Source organism: Endozoicomonas acroporae, from assembly GCF_002864045.1.
Taxonomy (GTDB): domain Bacteria; phylum Pseudomonadota; class Gammaproteobacteria; order Pseudomonadales; family Endozoicomonadaceae; genus Endozoicomonas; species Endozoicomonas acroporae.
Genome location: NZ_PJPV01000100.1, coordinates 1 through 21,736, shown reverse-complemented (window position 1 = coordinate 21,736; position 21,736 = coordinate 1). Strand labels below are relative to the sequence as shown.

Sequence of the window (21,736 nt, the reverse complement as noted above, 5' to 3'; positions counted from 1 at the left end):
ATGGCGAAATCTATTTTTTTAACTGTTGTTGGGAACGTTTGATTAGATTCGAGTTACTCTATTTGATTTCGGTATTACAAGTATGGTGGTGTCTGGTTTTCATATTTAAACAAACAAGGCGTGATATATGTCGTTAACACCCAGTGGCAAGGAACGCCGCTCGATTAAGCGTCATCAGTTGCAGGATTATCTGAAAATTTATAACCGCAACACCATGCGAGTTATGGGGAGTATCGGGAACATCAGTTGTAATGGCTTAATGCTGATCAGCTCTGTCCCTGTGTTGATTGGCGCTGTTTATAATATGCGTATTATTCTTCCCGATGATGAGATGGGGGAGCGGTATCTGGATTTTGATTCACGGTGCCACTGGTGCAAGCCTGATGTTGGGCCGGAATATTTTGACTCTGGCTACAGTATTGTCAATGCGGGTCATGATATTATCGATCTGGTTGAAACATTGAAAAGTTATTTTACCTTTGACGAAGTCACAGACTGACGTTTACAGGTAGAATCTTACGTTACCGATCGATTGCTGTCTCAGGTCGTCATGTCTGCTGATTACGTTGTCCCTGCCCAAGTTATAACGGTTGAAACCGAAGTCAAAAAAAGCCGATTTATTACCTGCATTTCTCCGGCCCACTCTCGCCAGGAAGCCCAGGCTTTTGTCGAAGAAAAGCGTATCGAATACCCGGATGCCACGCATCACTGTTCAGCCTTCGTTGCAGGAGCACCGGATGGCGGTGCTGTGGTTGGGTTTGACGACGATGGCGAGCCTTCTGGTACTGCTGGTCGCCCGATGTTGAATGTACTTCAGCATAAGCGTATTGGAGATGTTGTGGCTGTGGTGGTGCGTTACTTTGGTGGCGTGAAACTGGGAGCTGGTGGGCTGGTCAGGGCTTACAGTGCGTCTGTTCAGCAGGCCTGTGAACAATTGCCGCTTGAGCAGCGGGTTGCACTAAGAGCGGGTGTACTTCTCTGTGACTATGCCCATGAGCAGATGGTTCGTCACCACCTTGGCCAGTTTCACGCGAGTCTTGAACAGTGTGACTATGGTCAGTCAGTCAGGATGATGATCTCAATGCCAGAAACCGGAAGAGAGGACCTTACCCGACATTTGTACGATGTCAGCCGGGGCCAGATTATTATTCAGTGGCAGGATGATATCTGAATCTTTCTGTCTTATGAGCGTATGTTTTAAGCATAAGCTCTGTAAGACAACAACGGGAGTGAAGGCTCCCGCTAATGATGGTTATCAAACTCAATGGCATTTTCCAGGACCCAGTGCTTCTGTTCCTGTAGAAGTTTGTTGTCGTTCATGGCCATAAACAGTCCGGTGCCAAGTGGGGGCATGGTGCTTTCTCCCATGTATTGCCACTGGATTCTCTGTCCTGCAATCGCCTGCAGGCACAGCGGGTAATTTCCCTTGAAAGCCGGGGCAAAAGTACCGTGGCGCATATCTCCCTTTTTCATTGTCTTCTCTCCTCTTCCCTTCTCAAACTTGATATCGGCCACGTTATTGTTGAGCGAGAGTGTTTTTGTATTGGTAAACACCAGTACACTTTACCTGATCTTGCTACACTGAGTATCTGCTGTAATATTCCGCCTTACGGTTACCCAACCTTTCTTAAACGTGTATCGAATTTTATGTCTGAACTTAAACGAGCTATCAGCAACGACACGGTCGACAGCCTGAAAAGCAAGTATCTGACCTATTTTGGCGTTAAATCGAAAAAAAAACTCAAAGCCGAACTGGTTAACTCAATCGCAGAAGGTCTGACAGACCAGGCGATCCTGAAAACATACCTGGGGAAACTGTCAGAACTTGAGATGGCCTTATTGCAGGAGTCGCTGTTCAATTATGGCGGATTGATTGATCGGGGTCGTTTCAAACTGAAATACGGTGACTTCCCGAATAAACCACAAAGTAGCAGTTGGTACTACCGACAGGAACCATCAGACGCTGTCATGGTCTTTTTCTTCACTGTGGGTTCTGACTGGTACAACATTCGAAAAATGCCGGAGCCGGTCATGGCTTTCCTAAAGCAGCTGGTTGCAAAACCTGAACCGGACACGCTGACAACCGTCGTCTTGCCAGAGCCTCTGCCCAACAATCATATTCTGTTTGAACGGGAACGTCTGGCCCTGAGTGAGCTGCATTCAATACAGTTGTTATTGCAAGATAAGCAAATCAAGGTCAGTGAGAAAACAGGGGTTGCCTCAGGGGCGACGCTGAAAAAAGTGTCTTCCGCCGTACATGAATACTATGGCGACGACCCGTGTGATGATGCAAAAGGTTGCGAGTCCATGCTGGCTTACGGCTGGCTGAGACTACTGGGCAACAGCAAATTTACCAAACAGTCAGGCACCACACTGATTCCGGCCAAAAAGACAGATCGCAACCCGGCTGACACCATCAGGGAAATGTGGGCTCAATGGTTGAATAATAAGAAAGAAGACGAATTTCGTCGTATTGATCGCATCAAGGGACAAACCGGCAAAGGGAAGCGCTATTTCACCGATGTCCTGAAAAGAAGAGAGGTCATTACTGCTTACCTGAAGGGGTGTGAAGTCAATGCCTGGATTGCCTTTGCCGATTTTGCCAATTTTATGTTCATCACCGGTGCTGACCTGGAAGTGACAACAGCACTGCACCATCTCTATATCTACAATCCGGATGATGGATGTCTCGATGGCAGGAGTTGGGACTATCTTGAAGTCCGTTATTTGCGCTGCTTCCTGCTGGAGTATGCGGCAACCCTGGGGCTGGTGGATGTGGTAATGGCTCCCCCTGATGACGATGAGAGCTTTGATGATCAATACGGCGATATGGAGTGCCTCAGCCGCTACGATGGTCTGCGATATTTCCGCCTGACGCCTTTGGGTCAGTATGCACTGGGTCTGACTGACCATTATAAGGCAGACCATAAGGAGTCAACTGAAACACCTCTGACCATTCAACGACAAGGGCGCATTGCTTTTGACCGTGAGCCGACGCCTTGGGAGCAGCGCTTCCTGTCACTGTACGCTGATCATCATAAGGAAAATACCTGGAAGCTATCCCGTAAAAGGATGATGGAAACGCTGCAAATTGGCGGTAGTGTCGATGAGTTAAAGGCCTTCCTTCAGGCCCGGGATGATCAGCCCTTTTTACCGGAATATTGTGAGAGTATCCTCAAACAGGCGGCGGCCAATGTCGGGGGCGTGGAGATAAAAGAAGAAGCGCTGATCGTGAACTGCAAAACTCAGGACATTGTCGAGTTTATAATCAACGATAAAGTGCTGTCCAAGTGGTGTCAGCGGCTGGGTAAGCAGCAGATCGTGATTCCCAAAAGCAAAGAGAAGAAGTTTAAAGAGAGCCTGAACTCTGTTGGGATCGGTTGTGTCTGATTTTATGAATAATGATGAAAGGGGCTAACATGCAGTCATTTTATTTCCATGACTACGAAACTTTCGGTATCGATCCTGCCCTTGACTGGCCAGCCCAGTTTGCAGGTATCCGGACGGACGCAGAGTTGAATGAGGTGGGAGAGCCGCTGAATATTTTCTGTAAGTTGCCGGAAGACCATCTGCCGAACCCCATTTCCTGTCTGGTAACCGGCTTGACACCACAAAAAGTGAACGAGCAGGGGACAGTGGAGCCGGAATTTATTCGTCGTATTCATACCGAGTTTATTGTGCCAGGCACTTGTGCTCTGGGCTATAACACTATTCGCTTTGATGATGAGGTAACCCGGAACATCCTCTACCGGAATTTTTATGACCCTTATGCTCGGGAGTGGCAAAACGGCAACAGTCGCTGGGATTTGATCGATCTGGTCCGATTGACTGCGGCTTTGAGACCTGAGGGTATTGAGTGGCCGTTGCGTGAGGATGGTTGCAAAAGCTTCAGGCTGGAGGAGATTACTGCGGCGAATGGTCTGGATCACGGTGCAGCTCATGATGCCCTGAGTGATGTCCGTGCCACTATTGCGCTGGCAAGGTTGATTCGCCAACGGCAGCCCAGGGTGTTCCAGTTTTATCTGTCCCATCGTGGTAAACGTGAAGTGGCCGGGTTGTTAAATCTGGTCAGCCAGCAGATGGTGGTGCATGTCTCCGGCATGTTTGGAGCACGGCGTAATAACCTGGCTGTGGTGCTGCCGCTGATTGATCATCCGGTAAACCGTAATGGTATTGTCGTTTATGATCTGTCGGTGGATCCGGCACCTTTGTTGAATTTGTCGGTGGATGAAATACGGCGAAGGCTGTTTACACCCGTTGATCAATTAGGCGATGGGGAAGCACGAATTCCATTAAAGACCATTCATATTAATAAATGCCCGGCGGTTGCTCCCCTGAATGTTCTCAGGGCTGAAGACCAGGATCGTCTTGAATTGGACCTTGCCAGGTGTGAAGCACACCGGGGCCAGTTGCTGGCGGACAACGGGCTGGCCACAAAACTCAAGGCGGTGTTTTCAGAGTCACCAGCGATAAAGCACACGGATCCTGATCAAATGATTTATTCGGGTGGTTTCTTCTCACCGGCAGACAAAAACGAAATGAGCCGGATTGTTTCATCCAACCCTGCGCAGTTACCTGAACTTGGTCTTTCGTTTTCCGATAAACGACTGGAAGAGATGCTGTTTCGTTATCGTGGCCGACACTATTTTGAAACCATGGATAAAGAAGACCGGGGGCTTTGGCAGCAATATTGTCGGGACCGATTGTCTGGGGAGCTACATCCGGACAATAAACAACTATTAACGCTTGATCATTTCTGGAACGAATTGAGAGAGGCTCAGGCGGTGGCTGGGGAAGATTTGGAAAAACAGCATATACTGGCACAATTGTCTGATTATGTGCAGGGGCGTGAGAACACTCTGGTCAATCAGGACTTTTATTAATCCGCTATCAAGTGCGTAACCGGTTAAAGACTGTTTACGAAAAGCGTGCCCATCCCAATAAAGCAGCCTGCAAGCACATAGGGTTTTATGTGCTTAAGCTTATTGGAATGAATGTTTGACGACCAGGTTCAGTTGTTCTGCCAGTCGGCCGTAGATGGTGGGTTTTTCAATGTAATCGACAGCGCCCGCTTTAATGGCTGCAACAGCGCTGGACACATCATTATGATGACCAAGGATGATAACCGGAACCTGGTGGTCGCTACTGGCCAGGTCCTGCATCAGGTTCAGGGCCTGGCCATCAGGCTGGTCATTGGCTGCAATGATACAGGATGGCTGATCGGCCTTAAGTGCATTTAACAGTTCAAAATGCGAGCTGAAGCAGATAAGCTCCATGGATTTTTCATGGCACAGGCTGCGAATAGTCTCGGCAGTGCCGGAATCCTGTTCCAATAAGTAGACTGAGCAGTGGGTTGCGAGGTTCATAAAGGCAGCCTGGCGGTAATAAGTAACCTGTCGTTTGCAATGCGTGTTGCAATGGAACAGCTGTAAGCAAAAAAGCTGCTGCTGATCGATAACGTGCGGACAGGATTGGCATGCCAGGAGGCTGACCGAGAATAGACTGCCCTACTGCGGTGGCAGCAAATTGGTCTAAAAATTCCGTTTTGTTCGACATATAGCCCCGCTATTCACTTCACAAAACGAAATTTTTATCCTCAATTTTCTGCCATCCTCGCAACGGGCGCTATTCTCGGACAGGCTCCCAGGCGCATGCAGGCTGTTCCGCCGTTAACAGCAGCTCAAGAAGCAACCTTTAAAATATGAAATACCCTCTGATTCAAATTAAACCGAACTTGTTTAGAAAGTATTTCACCGTCTCTTCTTGCCATTGTCTAATGGTGCGACTTCAGTTTAGGTTTAGCTGGCTTAATCCTGAATGGAGGGATGTACTTGACGTGATTCGGCGAGTACCTAAGCGTATAACTGTTCGTTCGTTCAATTATTATATTATTCGTTTAGATCATTTTTTTTAGAATTAAACGGAAATTATAATGGGTCGTTATTTGGTCAATCCCGTAATGGCTTCGGGGTAATTCCAATTTAGCAGCAAACGAATTGCTTTTCATTCCATTAGCTAATGGTATCGAAGCTTTATACAGGTGTTTCAAGCTGGCTGTTTAACCAATCCGGGAAAGTGGATCTAGCTTAAGCAGAAGTGGCTCCGCAACTTCATAGGGTGAGGTATACGGAGCAGGCCGGTGCAGCTCAGATTTTGAAGTTAAATTCGCCGTCCAGATGTTCTTTTACCTGCATGACCTGACGCACCAGGTGAGCAAGGGATTTGGTGCCCATCTTTTCCATAACGCGGGAGCGATGGATTTCCACCGTGCGCTGACTCAGATTGATATCCGCAGCGATGACCTTGTTGGCTTTACCCTCAACCACATGGTGCAGTACTTCACGCTCACGATCAGTCAGGGTTGACAGCCTGCGGAGAATTTCCTTGTGCTCCAGCAGTTCCCTTCTCTGCTGCGTATCCAGTTTCAGGGCATCGTTGATCAGGTCCAGCAGTTCCTGGTCGCGGAAAGGTTTCTGGATAAAGTTCATTGCGCCATCTTTGATGGCCTGAACCGCCATAGGCACATCACCATGACCCGTGATGAAGATGATGGGCAGAATGCAGTGCATCTCGTTGAGCTTGCTCTGCAGCTCAAGTCCGCTCATGCCGGGCATGCGGATGTCCAGCACAATACAGCCAGGCCGGTTTTCATCGTAAACTTCAAGGAACTCAGCAGGTGAAGAGAAGGCTTCGACAGTCTGACCTACTGACCTCATCAACATTTTCAGCGAGTCACGCACAGCCTCGTCATCATCGATGATAAATACGGTTGGTTCTTGCTTCATGTCCTGTTGCTGCATAATGACTCCACTGTGAGAAGTTTGCCGTATAATTCGGTGTTTTTGCCATCAGGCTGGAAAGAAGTGATGCGGGAAAGCCATAATTAACGCTCTTTGAGCATCAACTGCGTTAACCGGAAGGTTGGCCGGAAGTCACACAGGTTGAAAAAGATTGCTTAAAAGTCGTGGAATTCGCTCTGTGTTTTAGCGTCTCTCGGCAAAGAGTTTAGCAGAGTGTGATGCTGTTGCTTTATCAGGGCAAATAAAAAACAACTCCGGCTTACACTGGAACTCTTTTTGAAGATCAGTCGTTATTTTCGCAGTTTATGCAGAGTAATACTTCCCGCAGGCATCAATTTCTTCTGGTTTCGTACCAGTATTTCCGTTGACTGCGTAAATTTACAGGTTATGTAACGCAAACAAACATCAATCTGAGTAAGGCACATTATATTAGATGATGTTTCCTGTATTGTTATCAGGGATAATACTGCTCGGGTTGTGGATTTGTGCGTAGGTGGGGTGTATTGAAGCAAAAGGCCTGTGCTTCTACTACAGGCCTTCCATCTGAAGTCAGTGGTAAACCATCAGTGAGCTGACTGGCTCAGATTCAGCGGCGCAATCATGTTTTCCGGTTTCAGGATCTCTTTTAGCTGATCTTCGGTCAGCAGGCCTTCTTCCAGCACCAGATCAACTACACGACGGCCACTTTTCAGGGCAGTCTTGGCGATGCGGCTGGAGTTTTCGTAGCCCAGGTATGGGTTCAGTGCGGTAACCAGACCAACACTGTTGTCTACGTAGCTCTGGCACACGTCACGGTTGGCGGTAATGCCCTTGATGCACTTCTCGGTCAGCATGTTCATGCCGGCAGACAACTGCTGGATAGACTCAAGAATCTTGTAAACCAATACTGGCTCAGCGTAGTTCAGCTGCAGCTGTGCAGCCTCAGAAGCCAGGGTTACGACCATGTCGTTACCAATAACGTGGAACGCGATCTGGTTCATGGCTTCCGGAATAACAGGGTTCACTTTGCCAGGCATGATCGACGAACCAGGCTGCATTTCTGGCAGGTTGATCTCGTTAAAGCCACACAGCGGGCCACTGGAGAGCAGACGCAGGTCATTGCTGATTTTGGACAGCTTAACCGCCAGACGTTTCAGAGCGCTGGAGAAAATAACGAATGCGCCCATATCAGAAGTGGCTTCCACCAGGTCGCCAGCCAGAATCATTTCCTGACCAGAGATTTCACTCAGGTATTTGATGGCCAGTGGCGCATAACGGCTGTCAGCCGTGATGCCGGTACCGATCGCCGTACCACCCAGGTTCACTTCACGCAGCAGCGAGGCCATTTCACCGATACGCTGAATGTCTTCACCGATGGTGGTGCTGAAGGCACGGAATTCCTGACCCAGGGTCATAGGAACCGCGTCCTGCAACTGGGTACGGCCCATCTTCAGAATGTCTTTGAACTCGTTGGCTTTGACGTCCAGGGCATTTTTCAGGGTCTTGATGGCAACCAGCAGTGACTTGTGCTTGAGCACCATGGCCAGACGCATCGCTGTCGGGTATACGTCGTTGGTAGACTGTGCCATGTTGACGTGGGTGTTCGGGTGCAGATACTGGTATTCACCACGACGGTGTCCCATCAGTTCCAGGGCACGGTTACAGATGACTTCGTTGGCGTTCATGTTGGTGGAAGTACCCGCACCGCCCTGAATCATGTCAACAACAAACTGATCGTGCAGACGGCCTTCGATGATCTCATCACAGGCATCAGCAATGGCTTCTGCTTTCTGCTGGTCCAGCATGCCCAGATCACGGTTCGCCAGTGCACAGGCTTTCTTGACCATAGCCAGGGCCCGTGGCAGGTTGGCATAGTGGTTCAGCTGAACACCGCTGATCTGGAAGTTTTCAATGGCACGCTGGGTCTGGATGCCATAGTAAACATTTTCCGGAACCGGAGCTTCACCGAGCAGATCGTGTTCAATTCGGTATTGGGTAAGGTCTGTCATTTTCTTGGCCTGGGATAGCGCCATACTTGCGCACTGGAGGAAAATCATTAGCCTGCATCGGATAAGCCTGTTTTGCTTGGTAAAAGCAGGCTGGCTGGGTTTAGTCTGTGCCTCTCCATAATTATCAGCAATAAGTGGTACTACCTAACTAAATAAAAGTTATCAAAAAAATAAAAGATGAATGATCTGTATCAATTTTGATCAGTTTTTGTATCTATGCTTGTGACTGGCAACGAGGACGGGTATGCCACACTCAGAGCCTCCAACGCTGAGTGTGGTTTAACGTTCAGATTATCGGTAAAGAGTTACCCGACGGTAGTATTGTTCTCTATTTTCCTTAGGGCCTTTGCATTCAGGTTTATAACAGGGGTCAAATGTCGTCTTGGCCCCGAAGCACAGGGAGGCCATATTTGCCATTTCGCTTCTCCCCGTTTCCTCCTGAATAAATCGGAAGATATGACCAAGACCACTTCCTGCGCGACAACGGATATTGTGTCTCATAGACTGTTGCAATTCTTTATCGCCGCCAAAGTTATTGATGTTATCAAGCCAGTCAGTTAGCGATGCAATACGGTCATTAACCCGCTGTTCACCGTCTACTATCTCAGTTTGTTTAACCGTGTGTTGCAGGCATAGGATCATCATCTGCTTTGCTAAATTCAGAGCATCCAGCCGCTCTTGTTGAGTTGATCTCAGACCACCGCTATGCGGATCTTCAGTACAATGAAGAAGCGTCCATGTTGCTTCTTCGAGCAGGCGTTCGAACTGTAACATAAACATGAATTTCTGGTTTTTCAGAATGTCATAGCATCTGACTTCCTCTTCGAGATTGTTGAAAATTCTACAGGTATGAATATGGCGAAGCAGCTTATTGATGACAGGATTCCGGTTTTCAGGCTTCATTGCTGCAAAAGGGTTGAGTTTTTTTCCCTTCCAGCCAATAACTGAAAATTCTTTAACCGCATCATTATTACCAGAAGTGGTATCCTGGTGATATTGATATTTATTGATGAGCGCTTCTGTCAGTGACATCACTGAAGACAGATCGGTTAATGGCACTTGTTTCGTCTCTATGGCAGATGTTGCTGAAGGTTTGGCTTCAATTAGCTCAACCCTGTCGTTTTTCTCAGGAGGATCGGCCTGCAATGCATTATTACTTGAGGGTGTTATTTGGCTTTCTTCTTCCAGGAATATCAGTTGATTAACCTTTGCATAGCATTGCAACCATAAAGACCGTTCTGCTTCATGGAGTCTGGATTCTGATTTCTCTAATAAAGATTTGATGGTTGCCAGTTTTTCAAGATCAGGTGATTGGCAGTGCTCAAGGTAAAACCGGGCCAGTTCAAAATGCATCCTATCATCGTTACTTGCAGCATCAATTAATAACCGTTCAGATTTTTCAGGGTCAAACTGATGATTAAGGGCAATCATAGCCTTCAGCCAAATAACCATGGGGTTTTGACTGTCTAACGCGACAACTTCTGCTATGTTGCCGTCAAGGTAAGCAATCAGAGCATCGGAAACATCTGATGCAGTGATTTTTTTTACCTGTTGCCTTACTTGCTCTTCATCTCCAAAATCAACCAGGCCATAAAAGTTTACAAGGATTTTTATCAATAAAAATGTGTTTTCTGTGGTTGGAGCTATTTCAATAAGATCAGTAAGAAGCTCTATGCTTTTACTGGAAGGAATATTAACTCCGGCAGGATTTAATGATTTCAGGTGAATGACCAGCGATTGTTCTCTCAATCTAATAAATGCCGGGGTTTGGGCAATTTCAGAGTTTTCAAAGCGATCACATAGTGATGCTGTGACCGTCGTTAGTCTGGCTCTTGTTTCTCCCGAAACAGATTGATTAATGGATAGTTTGTAAAGTTTGCCCAATGTTTTTGCCAGAAGAACATAAGGCACAAGATCGGGGTCGGCTAATTGTCTGTCAATTATTATCTGAAACAATTGAAGGGTTGCTTCAGCAATTACAGGCAGTTTACTATCAGAAGGCTGCTCAATAGCGTCTGTTTTCACCATGCAGCGGATGGTTGCCTGAAACCAGTGATGAAAGTTTTCCTTGTCTGTTTTTGTCAGGAACTCCTTGCTTTTTCTTTGTAATGTACCTGATAAATCAAGCGCTATTGATTTAAGTACTTTTAATTGAGTAACAGGCGTTTGTTCTTTAATCTGTTGGAGTTGCTGGTTTATGCCGGGTTTTCCCGGATGCTGTTCACTTTTATTTATAATTGTTTGAATGCCATCGGTAATGTCTTTATAAGACACTGTGGTCCCAATAATTTTATCCAGTTCATCTTCCCGTCTCTCTTGAACCAGTCTTTGTATTTGCTTCAATCCTTGCCTCCCGGCAATATGCTGTCGTTGATATTCTCTGGGTAGGTGAGCGACTTCTGCTTGCCACTCTTTTTTAAGTACCCGGTCTGGAATATGCTGCATAGAGGAAGCCCCCCTGTCATATAGAGCTTTTGCAACTTTCTCTCTTTCTGAGAGGCAGCGGGCAGAAGTGCTCCCGGAAGCTTTTTTCTGTCGATTAAGGTTTCGATGCTTATACCGTGAGCGAGGTCCTGATTGAGTGGTGGGAGTCTCAATTTGTGAACCAATTGAAGAACCTTGAGTTGCTGAAGCCGACTGATTGGCATCCATCTCTGTCACCCTTCCGAGCTATTCTGAATTCAGATTAGACTCGGATTTGGTCTAACAATTGCCCGCTTCAGGTGGTTTATTTTGTCCGTTTTGCATGGCGCTCGCGGTTTTCCAGTTTTTCCCGCTCACTTTTTCTGATCATCACGTACAGTGCTCCGGAGCCGCCATGGACTTTCAGTGCGCTGTGAAAGGCCAGCACCGCTTCCATCTGGGGTAGCCAGTTATACAGGTAACTTTTCAGCAGGGCAGGCGGGGTGCTTTTCTCGCCACGCCCATGGGCTATCAAGACGGTACGCAGCTCGTGTTCCCGACAATCATTGATAAACTGGAAAACCTGCTCCCGTGCTTCCCGGGCGGTTTTGTGGTGCAGGTCAAGGCGTGCCTCAATATCATATTTGCCCAAGCGGAGTTTTTTGAACACGCCTTCCTGTACGCCATCCCGCTTCCAGACCAGAAAGTCATGGGGTTTGACCATCTTCGGGTTGAGCAGGGAGAGAAAATTCGGGTCGGTAAAGGTGTCTTCCGCAGCGGCCTTGCGAATCTCCTGGCCCGGTGTGACCCGCTGAACTCTCTGGGTATCTGCGGTTGCTTTCTTTTTTAACGGGTTTACGCCTTTCATCTCTTTCAGGAAAGCAGAGATGTCATCATTGTCAGAAGAGTTGCCTGATGAATTGTTTGCTGAGTTGCTCATAGCCGGATAACTGACCAAGTGAAACTGTTAATGGCTGAAACAGTGGGACCAGTCTTTCCAGACCGGTTCGAGCCCTTTGGCCCGAATGGCATCCGCCACTGCTTCTGGACGTCGATTGTCGTCAATGGTGAACTGTTCCAGATCTTCATTGCCCAGGATGTTGTCATCCGCATAGCCGCCGGGGTGGGTGCTGGAATAGGCGCTCATGGTGGTGATGCCCAGGGGCAGGACATTATCCCGGAACGTTGCCGATTCACGGGTGGATAAGGAGAGCTCGGCTTCGGGTTTGAACAGGCGGTAAGCACAGATCAGCTGAACCAGCTGTCGGTCAGAGATCACCGATACCGGCTGAAAATCACCTTCACAGGGGCGCAATCGGGGGAAGGAAATGGAGTAGCGGGTGCGCCAGTAGGTCTTTTCCAGGTAATCCAGGTGGGCCGCCACCATGGCCGAGTCGGTTCGCCAGTCTTCCAGGCCAATCAAGGCACCAACACCGATTTTATCAATGCCTGCGCGTCCCAGCCGGTCAGCGGTTTCCAGGCGGTAGTTGAAATTCATTTTGCTGCCCCGGAGATGGTATTGCTCATAGGCAGACCGGTGATAGGTTTCCTGGTAAACCAGCACCGCATCAAGGCCAGCTGCCATCAGGGATTGGTAATCTTCCTGATCCAGAGGCTGGACCTCAATACTGATATGGGCGAAGTGAGGCCGCAGCCGCTCAATCACCGATTTGATGTAGCTGACCCCCACCGTCCCCGGGGCTTCGCCAGTTACCAGCAGGATGTGATCGAATCCCATCTTTTTGATCGCTGCCACTTCCCGGTCCAACTCGTCCATCTTCAGGGTTTTTCGACGAATTTTGTTACCGAGACTGAAACCGCAGTAAGTGCAGATATTGGTGCACTTGTTGGAAAGATAGAGGGGAATAAAGAGCTGCAGAGTATTGCCGAACCGTTGTCGGGTCAGCTGCCTGCTTTTTTGCGCCATGGCTTCCAGGTAGGGCTCTGCTGCCGGGGATATCAGTGCCAGAAACTGCTGATGGTTCAGTCTGGTGCTGTGCAGGGCGTTCTCTACATCCGCAGCGGTCTGGCTGTGGATGGTCATTTTCAGTTCATCCCACTGAAGCTGATTAAAGTGGTCAAGAAAGGTCATCAGGTCCTCTCCTAAAGGTCATCCAGAAAGGCCGTTAACGGGCTGCTGGCCTGGGCCTGTAACGAGCGCCCACCAAGACCGGCCTGGTAAGCCCTGCGTCCGGCGATAACGGCATCTTTAAAGGCGATGGCCATTTGTACCGGATCACGGGCCACGGCAATGGCGGAATTAACCAGCACGGCATCAGCCCCCATCTCCATGGCCAGGGCCGCGTCGGAAGGGCTGCCTATGCCCGCATCAATCACCACCGGTACCGAGCTTTGTTCAATAATGATCTGGATAAACTCTTTGGTCTTCAGACCCAGGTTGCTGCCAATGGGGGAGCCCAGGGGCATAACGGCGGCAACACCCACTTCCTCCAGGCGTTTGCAGAGAACCGGATCTGCATGGATATAAGGCATGACGGCAAAACCCATGGCACTTAAGGTTTCGCAGGCTTTCAGGGTTTCAATGGGGTCTGGCAGAAGGTATTTGGGGTCTGGATGAATTTCGACTTTGACGAAATGGGTGCCGAGGGCTTCTCTGGCCAGCTGGGCTGCGTAAATGGCTTCATCCGCAGTGCGGGCCCCTGAGGTGTTTGGCAGCAGGTTCAGGTTGTACTCAAGCTGTCGGCTCAGAAGAGGCCCGAGGATATTATCCTGCTGCTCATTCAGGTCAACCCGCTTCAACGCCATAGTGACCAGTTCACTGCCGGAGGCAATGATGGCATCGGTCATCAATTGGCTGTTACTGAACTTTCCGGTTCCGGTAAACAGTCGTGAAGAAAAGGTTTTATCCGCAATTTCCAGCATGCCAGCCTTACGTTATTTAATGAGCTTCAGTTTATGTCTGTTCAAATTTACACTAAAACAATTGAGGTTTAGGAACTGTCCTGAAATAACTTCCATATCGTATCCAGTTAAAGAAAAACCTTGCCACGGAGGCACGAAGGCACGGATTTGCCACGGAGGCACGGAAGGCACAGAGGAAAAGATTTTTTCTTTTCTCCGTGCCTCCGTGCCTCCGTGCCTCCGTGGCAAAAAGGAAGTTATTCATGGTAATTCCTTAGCCTCCTGCCGTTGCTTTTATCAGGGTAATGTTATCCCCGTCACTCAGCAGATAAGATGCCCACCGGGAGCGGCTGATGATTTTACTATTGACCGCCAGGGCTACGCCTTTTTCCAGGTGGTTCAGTTGCTGTAACAGGGCCTCAACGCTGATAGGGGGCTCCACTGCCATCGGCTGATGGTTTACCGTGATCTGCATGGTCAATTGGGTGCCAGTCCTTTTTAGTTGGCAAGATTCTAAAGAATCCGGGGGGTGTTTGACAAATGATCTGCACAGCCGGGTTGAGGCACAAAGACAAATACTCTTCATTATTGGCGGTGACAACTCTACCCAAGGCAGGGTTCAGCCGTTAGAATTGAACGTTTATTTTCTGTAGCTCATCTGTTTTGGAAACCCCATGGAGAATCTGGATAACACGCTTGATACGCTGGTGGCCAGCGCACTCAGTGCCGTTGCAGCCGTTGCTGACGCCTCAGGTCTGGACGAGATCCGCGTTCAGTTCCTTGGTAAGAAAGGCGAGCTGACCTCTTTGCTCAAGGCCCTTGGCCAGCTCTCCCCTGAGGAGCGACCAAAAGCAGGTGGGCTGATTAACAAGGGTAAGCAGCAGGTTCAGGACGCAATCAACCAGAAGAAAGTGTTGCTGGATCAGCAGGCCCTGGATACCCGACTGGCCAGCGAGGCCATTGATGTATCCCTGGCCGGGCGTGGTCAGGTGCCAGGTACTGTTCACCCGATTACCCGTACCATGGAACGGATTACCGACTATTTCGGTCGCATCGGCTTTACCGTGGAGCAAGGGCCGGAAATCGAAGATGATTACCACAACTTTGAAGCCCTGAATATTCCCGGTCACCATCCGGCCCGAGCCATGCACGATACGTTCTATTTTGATGACACTACCGTACTGAGAACCCATACCTCACCGGTTCAGGTTCGTACGATGGAGCGTTTTGTCAAAAATAATGACAACCCGCCCATTGCCATTGTCTGCCCGGGTAAGGTGTATCGCTGTGATTCTGACCAGACCCACAGCCCGATGTTCCACCAGGTGGAAGGTCTGTACGTTGCCGAGAAAGTCAGCTTTGCAGACCTGAAAAGTGTTCTGATTGACTTCCTGAGAGTCTTTTTTGAGCGGGATGACCTGCAGGTTCGTTTCCGTCCATCCTACTTCCCGTTCACTGAGCCTTCCGCCGAGGTGGATATTGAGTGGGGCCGTAACGACGATGGCTCGATCAAATGGCTGGAAGTCCTGGGCTGCGGCATGGTGCATCCGGACGTGTTCCGCTACTCCGGGATCGATCCTGAAAAGTACACCGGTTTTGCCTTTGGTATGGGGGTTGAGCGTTTTGCCATGCTGCGTTATGGCGTCAATGACCTGCGCCAGTTCTTTGAGAACGACTTGCGCTTCCTGGATCAGTTCCGTTAGGAGCGGTTGGGACAGCGTCATTTTCAAACGTTTAAGAACAGACGGTTTTAGCAGGATTGAGTAAATAGCATGAAATTCAGTGAAAAGTGGTTGCGGCAGTGGGTCAATATTGAGGTCGATACCCAGGCGCTGGTGGACAAAATCACCATGGCTGGTTTGGAGGTTGACGAGGTTGAAGCGGTTGCCGGTGAGTTTACCGGTGTCGTTATTGGTGAAATTGTTGCCTGTGAGCAGCACCCGGACGCTGATAAGCTGCGGGTGACTCAGGTCAGTACCGGCAGTGAGTCTTGCCAGGTGGTGTGTGGTGCCCCTAATGCCCGGGTGGGTATCAAGGTTCCCTTTGCCACTGTGGGTGCCGTATTGCCCGGTAACTTCAAAATCAAAAAAGCCAAATTGCGCGGTGTTGAATCCTTCGGCATGCTCTGTGCCGAAGAAGAGCTCGGCATGGCAGAGTCTTCCGATGGTTTGATGGAGCTGCCTGCGGATGCCCCGGTTGGCCAGAATATTCGTGAATACCTGTCTCTGGACGACAAGATCATCGATGTGGACCTCACCCCTAACCGGGGTGACTGTCTGAGCATCGCCGGTCTGGCCCGTGAAGTCAGCGCAAACTTTCTGGCGGATGTGACAGAAGAGCAGATAGCGGAAGTGGCACCCGCCATTGATGATACCTTCCCGGTTCATATTGATGCTCCACAGGGCTGCCCGCGCTATGTTGGCCGGGTTATTCGTAACGTGGACGTTGCCCGTTCTGCGCCATTGTGGCTGACCGAGCATCTGCGTCGCTCCGGTGTTCGTTCCATTGACCCGGTGGTGGATGTCACCAACTACGTTATGCTGGAACTGGGTCAGCCTATGCACGGCTTTGACCTGGATACGCTCTCTGGCAGTATTCATGTGCGCATGGCGGAGTCTGGCGAGAAGCTGACCCTGCTGGATGGTCAGGAAGTCACACTGAACGACAACACACTGGTCATTGCTGATGAGCAGAAGGCTCTGGCGATTGCCGGGGTGATGGGGGGAGAAGGTTCCGGCGTCAGTGACCAGACCCGTCATATCTTCCTGGAAAGCGCATTCTTTGATCCGATTACCATTGCCGGCAAGGCCCGTTCCTACGGCCTGCACACGGACTCTTCCCACCGCTTTGAACGGGGTGTGGATTTCCAGCTGCAGAACAAGGCGGTTGAACGTGCCACTGCCCTGATCGTTGAGATTTGTGGCGGTGAGCCGGGCCCGGTAACGGAAGTGGCCAGCGAAGCCCACCTGCCTGCTCTGCGTGAAGTCACCCTGCGTTCTGAAAAAGTGACGTCACTGCTCGGGATGGCCATTGAAAACCGCCATATTGAAGCTTTGCTGTCGCGCCTGGGTCTGGGCTTAACGCTTGTTGAAGAGACCGATGGCCAGGCATGCTGGACGGTGTCTGTCCCCAGCTGGCGCTTTGATATTGCCATCGAAGAAGATCTGGTGGAAGAGCTTGGCCGAATTTACGGCTACAACAATCTGCCTGAGAGCACGCCGACGGCGCTGTTAAAGATGAAACAGGTGGACGAGTCCCGGGTTCAGGAATCAGACATTCGTCGTGTACTGACGGCCCGTGGTTATCAGGAAGCGGTGTGCTTCAGCTTTATCGCTCCGGAACTGCACCGGCTGTTTGATCCTCAGCGTGAGCCTGTTGCGCTGTCCAACCCGATTGCCAGCGACCTGTCCGTGATGCGCACAACGTTGCTGCCAGGACTGGTCAAAACCGCAGGCTACAACCTGAATCGTCAGCAAAGCCGGGTTCGTCTGTTTGAAACAGGCCTGACCTTTATCAGGGAAAAGGGCAAAGACGGCGATGAACTTAAACAGGAGCCAATGCTGGCTGCCCTGATGACTGGCAGTCGTCATCCGGAAAGCTGGCAGGGTAAGGCTGAAGCCGTTGACTTCTTTGATCTGAAAGGCGATTTCGAAGCAGTCTTTGCCCTGGGTCAGGCCGGTAATGAGTTTGTGTTCCGCAAGGGCGAGCATGCTGCCATGCATCCTGGCCAGTGTGCCGAAATTGTTCGTGATGGCAAAGTGATTGGTCATATGGGGGCCCTGCACCCATCGCTGGCAAAGACGATGGATATGCCCGCTGCGATCTACCTGGTTGAGCTCAGCCTGAAAGCGGTGACGGAAGGCAAAGTTACCCGTTTTGCAGCCCTGTCGAAGTATCCTGAAGTTCGCCGTGACCTGGCACTGGTGGTTAACGCCGCCACTGCTGCTGGCGACATTGAACGGGTAATTGCCAGTGCAGCCGGTGAACTGTTGCGCCGGGTCAATACTTTTGATGTTTATGCCGGTCAGGGCATTGAAGCTGGCTGTAAGAGTCTGGCGATGGGCTTGACCTTACAGCATCCTTCCCGCACTCTAAAGGATGACGAGGTTAATGAGCTGGTTGACCGTGTTGTTGCCCGCTTGAAACAGGACTTCGATGCCAGCCTGCGTCAGTAAACGCCAGTCAATGGCCTCAGAGTGAATAATAAGATCATGGTAATAGCCTGTTATCTTTCGTTCAGAAAACCCGATACAGCTATTACCATGGGAAAAACAAAAAAGGGGATTGGTTCATGGGAGCCCTGACGAAAGCCGATATGGCCGAGCGACTGAATGAAGAGCTTGGTCTTAACAAACGCGAAGCCAAAGAGATGGTCGAGCTGTTTTTTGAGGAAATTCGCCAGTCTCTCGAAAAAAACCAATCGGTGAAACTGTCCGGCTTTGGTAACTTTGATTTGCGCGATAAACGTCAAAGACCAGGCCGGAACCCGAAAACGGGAGAGGAAATCCCGATCACCCCACGACGTGTGGTGACCTTCAAACCCGGTCAGAAACTCAAGGCGAGAGTGGAAACCTATGCAGGACATGGAACTCAGGACGAGTGATCTGCCAGCTATCCCTGGCAAACGCTACTTTACCATTGGCGAAGTCAGTGAGCTCTGTTTGGTTAAGTCTCATGTGCTGCGCTATTGGGAGCAGGAATTTCCCCAACTGTCACCGGTTCGTCGAGGTAATCGGCGCTATTACCGTCTTGAGGACGTACAGCTGGTTCGACAGATCCGCAGTCTTTTATACGATCAGCGTTTTACCATCGATGGAGCTCGCACGCAGTTGAAGCGTCATGCGGTCAAGCGACAAACGTTTGATTATCGTACTGAAATAGCGCAGGCAATATCGGAATTAGAAGCAGTTGTTGATATTTTGTCCTGAGCTAAATGATTCGGAACAGGCAATCACTTCATCCGAAGAAGTAGCTAAGTGGTTTTTTTTTCCACAGCGGAATCCAGGATACTGGATCAATTAGAAAGGTGATGTCTTGCAAGTAATATTCTTCCCAGAGACTATCACAGCCATTATAACGTTTTTGCTCTAAGAGCCTGGGATTGTCCCTCAATTTCTGGATATGATCCAATCCAATTTTCAACGCAATAAGTTCTTCGGGTGTGTTGCCATCTCTATCTTTATCATCACGTGTTGATATCGGTAATCTCCCCGGGAAATCCAGGTGACGGTAGCCGTGTTTTCTTGCCAAATCCCTGTTTATATTGTCGGTTGTTTCCATTTGCTCCCGTTGCAGATATCTGAAAACTTCATGATCATCCTGCTCCACAGCACAATGAAGCAAAGTTTTCTGGTCTTCTGATTTGTGAAATAAATGCGCTCGATAATTTTCACTCCCCATGAAATGACTGCAAAGCTCACGTACTACTTCAAGACTGCTGTGACTTGCCGCCAGACTAAACAGGCTATTGCGTTTGTCGTTCGTGGTATTTTCCAGTTTACCCAATTTGCTGAGTGCTTCCATAAGGGTTAGTGTCCCTTCATTCCAGCCGGTCAAAAGGGCAAAGTGCAAAGCCGTGTCGTGGTTCATGGCAATTGGCAGGATATTTCTAATCTCGCCAGGGTCCTGCAGTCGCGCAGCATTAGCAGCGATAGCAGCAGTGACAGAGATAGTAGTAGTGATAGTAATGGAATCGGGAGTAGAAGACGTAGTGGTAGTAGAACAAGACGCCGTGTGTTGATCAATGCGACTCCGGCAGACATCATTCTTGAGAGCGAGCTGTAAGAGTTCCATATCACCTGCGAGACAGGCAATGTGCAATGGGGTTAAATCACAAGGGAGATCCCAGTCGTTTAATCCATCTTCAGCACTTTTTAATAGTCCAGCAACCACCTGAGCTGTTTCGACCAACATTTTAATGTCTGTCAACTCCGTAAAGGCCTTGGCAACCTCGCCGCAGGAAGCCCCGTTTGTTGGTATGGCCTTCAATGCTTCGAGTTGCGTCTCCTTGGCTGCTGAAGACGGAAAAGACGGATTAATTTGGGAATTATTGACATCCATAACAAAGTGACCTCGAACGTGTATCTGCGTAATTTGAATACACGATCGGCACAAAGTTCCTGACTACAACCAAAAATTTCCCATCACTTATGTTCTGTGATAAACCGGAAAGCCATGGCAATCCATTCTGCCTGGTCAGAAATAATTACTTCGGAACAGGCAGTGACTGGTTACTTCATACGAGGTTGCATGATCTAAACGGCGAAATCCAGGATACAGGCTGCATTAAACCAGTAATGTCTTGCAAGTAGTAATCCAGCCAGGGGGGATTGCTGTCATTAAAACGTACTTGCTCGACAAGTTTGGGGTTGTCATGAAATTGCTGGATAAGAAGCAGACCAGTTTTGATTGCGGCAAGTTTATCGGGTGTATTACCGTTTCTATCTTTATCAGCACGCGTTGTTCTCGGGAGCATCCGGAGCTGGTTATCCGGATCATTCGGCGAAGCAGCGATCATTTCTCTGGTTGCGGACATTTGTTGATCTTGCAGATAGCCGAAAACTTCCGGACCATTCTGGTCTACTGCACAATGAAGCAAGGTTCTCTGGTGTTCTGATTTGTGAAACAGATACTCTCGATAATTTTCACTGGTCTTGAAATGATTGCAAAGCCCACGAACGACTTCAAGACTGCTGTGACTTGCCGCCAGACTGAACAGGCTTTCGCCTCTGTCGTTAATCGTGTTTTTCAGTTTATCCTGAACATCAAGCTCTTCCATAAGCGCTAATGCGCCTTTGTCCCAGCCGGTCAGCAGGGCAAAATGCAAAGCCGTGTCGTGATTCGTGGCAATTGGCCGTTGATCACCAGCTTCGTTGTTGCCCTCTGGTGATGCAGTTGCTGCATTGGCAGTAGCTTCATTATTTTCAGTAGCTCCATTTGCAGTAGCATCAACATCAGCAGATGTTTGCTGATCAATGTGCTCCCGGCAAAAATCATCCAGAATAGCGATGTTTAACAGTTCCATATCACCAGCAAGACAGGCAATATGCAACGGGGTTAAATTACAGGGGAACTCCCAGTCGTTTAATTTACCGTCAGGATCTTTTAATTGTCTGGCAACCGCCTTGGCTTTTTCGACCAGCGTTTCTGTGTCTGTCAACGTCGGGAAGACGTTAGCCATCTCACTGCAGGATGGCTGTTTTGCTGGTATGGCTTCCACTCCTTCGTGTTGCGTCTCCTGAACTGGTGAAGCTGGAACTTGCCGTATAATTTGAGAATTGACATTCATAACAAAGTGACCTCGGACATGAGCCTGCGTTGTTTGAACACCTGATCGATACAAAGTTCCTGACCAAAACCGAAGAAATACTTTTCATTACCCATTCACCGGGGTTGAAGCGTCGAACCTGAAGGCAACCTTCCAGCGATCAATGGCCACAATGGCATTGGCCGGATCTGCCAGTTCAGTTGCGAGGTATTAATTACAGGTTCTACGCCACTGCATCGTAAGCGCCAATTTAACCTGCGTATGTTGCCATTTTAACCGTAAAATGCTTGTGTCAGGGCAACTGGTTTATCCTTGTAGGAGGCTGTGTTTCCCTTCTTAGGGGGGGACATTAAGCTTACCATTTTCAATGGCTTTTGAACGGTGTTTGTCAACATAGTTGTCGCCTCAACTTAAGC

The 21,736-nt window shown here is 49.2% G+C and carries 19 protein-coding genes; 8 read left to right on the top strand and 11 right to left on the bottom strand.

All coding sequences use genetic code 11. The features are described from left to right. Nucleotides 1–127: 127 nt before the first annotated feature. Nucleotides 128–499, top strand: coding sequence for a PilZ domain-containing protein (locus CX664_RS16535; protein WP_101747812.1), 372 nt, complete (start codon nt 128–130; stop codon nt 497–499). Nucleotides 500–550: 51 nt separating this feature from the next. Continuing rightward, nucleotides 551–1,171, top strand: a complete 621-nt coding sequence (locus CX664_RS16530) for a YigZ family protein (RefSeq protein ID WP_244910681.1) — start codon at nt 551–553, stop codon at nt 1,169–1,171. A gap of 71 nt (nt 1,172–1,242) precedes the next feature. On the opposite strand, the gene CX664_RS16525 is transcribed toward CX664_RS16530, so the two are convergent. Then, nucleotides 1,243–1,554: a hypothetical protein gene (locus CX664_RS16525; protein WP_101747811.1), complete on the bottom strand. Its 312-nt coding sequence runs from the start codon at nt 1,552–1,554 to the stop codon at nt 1,243–1,245. 93 nt (nt 1,555–1,647) lie between these two features. Between CX664_RS16525 and CX664_RS16520 the strand changes: the two genes are divergently transcribed. Then, nucleotides 1,648–3,390, top strand: a complete 1,743-nt coding sequence (locus tag CX664_RS16520) for a hypothetical protein (RefSeq protein ID WP_101747810.1) — start codon at nt 1,648–1,650, stop codon at nt 3,388–3,390. Between the two features lie 29 nt (nt 3,391–3,419). Then, complete coding sequence (sbcB, locus tag CX664_RS16515; RefSeq protein ID WP_101747809.1) at nt 3,420–4,883, top strand: exodeoxyribonuclease I; 1,464 nt, start codon at nt 3,420–3,422, stop codon at nt 4,881–4,883. A 99-nt stretch (nt 4,884–4,982) separates the two neighbouring features. On the opposite strand, the gene CX664_RS16510 is transcribed toward sbcB, so the two are convergent. From CX664_RS16510 to thiS, 8 genes are all read right to left on the bottom strand, one after another. Further along, nucleotides 4,983–5,366, bottom strand: a complete 384-nt coding sequence (locus CX664_RS16510) for a response regulator (RefSeq protein WP_101747808.1) — start codon at nt 5,364–5,366, stop codon at nt 4,983–4,985. Between the two features lie 780 nt (nt 5,367–6,146). Continuing rightward, nucleotides 6,147–6,785 carry a response regulator transcription factor gene (locus CX664_RS16505; protein WP_209277995.1) on the bottom strand — a complete coding sequence of 213 codons (639 nt, stop codon included), beginning with the start codon at nt 6,783–6,785 and terminating at the stop codon, nt 6,147–6,149. Nucleotides 6,786–7,363: 578 nt separating this feature from the next. After that, complete coding sequence (gene aspA / locus CX664_RS16500; protein ID WP_101747814.1) at nt 7,364–8,788, bottom strand: aspartate ammonia-lyase; 1,425 nt, start codon at nt 8,786–8,788, stop codon at nt 7,364–7,366. A gap of 291 nt (nt 8,789–9,079) precedes the next feature. After that, nucleotides 9,080–11,440 (bottom strand): hypothetical protein, encoded by a 2,361-nt coding sequence (locus CX664_RS16495; RefSeq protein ID WP_146000071.1) that lies wholly within the window; start codon nt 11,438–11,440, stop codon nt 9,080–9,082. A gap of 76 nt (nt 11,441–11,516) precedes the next feature. Beyond that, complete coding sequence (gene smrA / locus CX664_RS16485; RefSeq protein ID WP_101747804.1) at nt 11,517–12,131, bottom strand: DNA endonuclease SmrA; 615 nt, start codon at nt 12,129–12,131, stop codon at nt 11,517–11,519. 27 nt (nt 12,132–12,158) lie between these two features. Continuing rightward, nucleotides 12,159–13,283 (bottom strand): 2-iminoacetate synthase ThiH, encoded by a 1,125-nt coding sequence (gene thiH, locus CX664_RS16480; RefSeq protein WP_101747803.1) that lies wholly within the window; start codon nt 13,281–13,283, stop codon nt 12,159–12,161. Between the two features lie 11 nt (nt 13,284–13,294). Then, nucleotides 13,295–14,074 carry a thiazole synthase gene (locus tag CX664_RS16475; RefSeq protein ID WP_101747802.1) on the bottom strand — a complete coding sequence of 260 codons (780 nt, stop codon included), beginning with the start codon at nt 14,072–14,074 and terminating at the stop codon, nt 13,295–13,297. A 253-nt stretch (nt 14,075–14,327) separates the two neighbouring features. Continuing rightward, complete coding sequence (gene thiS, locus CX664_RS16470) at nt 14,328–14,528, bottom strand: sulfur carrier protein ThiS (protein ID WP_101747801.1); 201 nt, start codon at nt 14,526–14,528, stop codon at nt 14,328–14,330. Nucleotides 14,529–14,727: 199 nt separating this feature from the next. Here thiS and pheS point away from each other — a divergent pair, with 199 nt between their 5' ends. The 4 genes from pheS to CX664_RS16450 all read left to right on the top strand — a co-directional run bounded on the left by pheS (nt 14,728) and on the right by CX664_RS16450 (nt 18,981). Continuing rightward, nucleotides 14,728–15,756 (top strand): phenylalanine--tRNA ligase subunit alpha, encoded by a 1,029-nt coding sequence (gene pheS, locus CX664_RS16465; protein WP_101747800.1) that lies wholly within the window; start codon nt 14,728–14,730, stop codon nt 15,754–15,756. A 69-nt stretch (nt 15,757–15,825) separates the two neighbouring features. Further along, nucleotides 15,826–18,228 carry a phenylalanine--tRNA ligase subunit beta gene (pheT, locus tag CX664_RS16460; RefSeq protein ID WP_101747799.1) on the top strand — a complete coding sequence of 801 codons (2,403 nt, stop codon included), beginning with the start codon at nt 15,826–15,828 and terminating at the stop codon, nt 18,226–18,228. Between the two features lie 116 nt (nt 18,229–18,344). Next, entirely contained in the window at nt 18,345–18,656 is a 312-nt protein-coding gene (gene ihfA, locus CX664_RS16455; protein ID WP_101747798.1) for an integration host factor subunit alpha, read from the top strand. After that, nucleotides 18,637–18,981, top strand: coding sequence for a MerR family transcriptional regulator (locus tag CX664_RS16450; RefSeq protein WP_101747797.1), 345 nt, complete (start codon nt 18,637–18,639; stop codon nt 18,979–18,981). Before ihfA ends, CX664_RS16450 begins: the two co-directional genes overlap by 20 nt. A gap of 28 nt (nt 18,982–19,009) precedes the next feature. Here CX664_RS16450 and CX664_RS16445 read toward each other — a convergent pair whose 3' ends face one another. Further along, nucleotides 19,010–20,113 (bottom strand): ankyrin repeat domain-containing protein, encoded by a 1,104-nt coding sequence (locus CX664_RS16445; protein WP_101747796.1) that lies wholly within the window; start codon nt 20,111–20,113, stop codon nt 19,010–19,012. Between the two features lie 175 nt (nt 20,114–20,288). Next, the gene (locus CX664_RS16440) at nt 20,289–21,272 is read right to left on the bottom strand and encodes an ankyrin repeat domain-containing protein (RefSeq protein ID WP_146000070.1); all 984 of its coding nucleotides are present in this window, start codon (nt 21,270–21,272) and stop codon (nt 20,289–20,291) included. Nucleotides 21,273–21,736 lie beyond the last annotated feature (464 nt).

Coding starts and splice junctions, on each gene's coding strand:
- thiS (WP_101747801.1), bottom strand. CDS start 14,528: ATGCAGATCACGGTAAACCATCAGCCGATGGCAGTGGAGCCCCCTATC.
- CX664_RS16450 (WP_101747797.1), top strand. CDS start 18,637: ATGGAACTCAGGACGAGTGATCTGCCAGCTATCCCTGGCAAACGCTAC.
- smrA (WP_101747804.1), bottom strand. CDS start 12,131: ATGAGCAACTCAGCAAACAATTCATCAGGCAACTCTTCTGACAATGAT.
- pheT (WP_101747799.1), top strand. CDS start 15,826: ATGAAATTCAGTGAAAAGTGGTTGCGGCAGTGGGTCAATATTGAGGTC.
- ihfA (WP_101747798.1), top strand. CDS start 18,345: ATGGGAGCCCTGACGAAAGCCGATATGGCCGAGCGACTGAATGAAGAG.
- sbcB (WP_101747809.1), top strand. CDS start 3,420: ATGCAGTCATTTTATTTCCATGACTACGAAACTTTCGGTATCGATCCT.
- pheS (WP_101747800.1), top strand. CDS start 14,728: ATGGAGAATCTGGATAACACGCTTGATACGCTGGTGGCCAGCGCACTC.
- CX664_RS16535 (WP_101747812.1), top strand. CDS start 128: ATGTCGTTAACACCCAGTGGCAAGGAACGCCGCTCGATTAAGCGTCAT.
- aspA (WP_101747814.1), bottom strand. CDS start 8,788: ATGACAGACCTTACCCAATACCGAATTGAACACGATCTGCTCGGTGAA.
- CX664_RS16475 (WP_101747802.1), bottom strand. CDS start 14,074: ATGCTGGAAATTGCGGATAAAACCTTTTCTTCACGACTGTTTACCGGA.
- CX664_RS16495 (WP_146000071.1), bottom strand. CDS start 11,440: ATGGATGCCAATCAGTCGGCTTCAGCAACTCAAGGTTCTTCAATTGGT.
- CX664_RS16510 (WP_101747808.1), bottom strand. CDS start 5,366: ATGAACCTCGCAACCCACTGCTCAGTCTACTTATTGGAACAGGATTCC.
- CX664_RS16445 (WP_101747796.1), bottom strand. CDS start 20,113: ATGGATGTCAATAATTCCCAAATTAATCCGTCTTTTCCGTCTTCAGCA.
- CX664_RS16530 (WP_244910681.1), top strand. CDS start 551: ATGTCTGCTGATTACGTTGTCCCTGCCCAAGTTATAACGGTTGAAACC.
- CX664_RS16505 (WP_209277995.1), bottom strand. CDS start 6,785: ATGAAGCAAGAACCAACCGTATTTATCATCGATGATGACGAGGCTGTG.
- CX664_RS16520 (WP_101747810.1), top strand. CDS start 1,648: ATGTCTGAACTTAAACGAGCTATCAGCAACGACACGGTCGACAGCCTG.
- thiH (WP_101747803.1), bottom strand. CDS start 13,283: ATGACCTTTCTTGACCACTTTAATCAGCTTCAGTGGGATGAACTGAAA.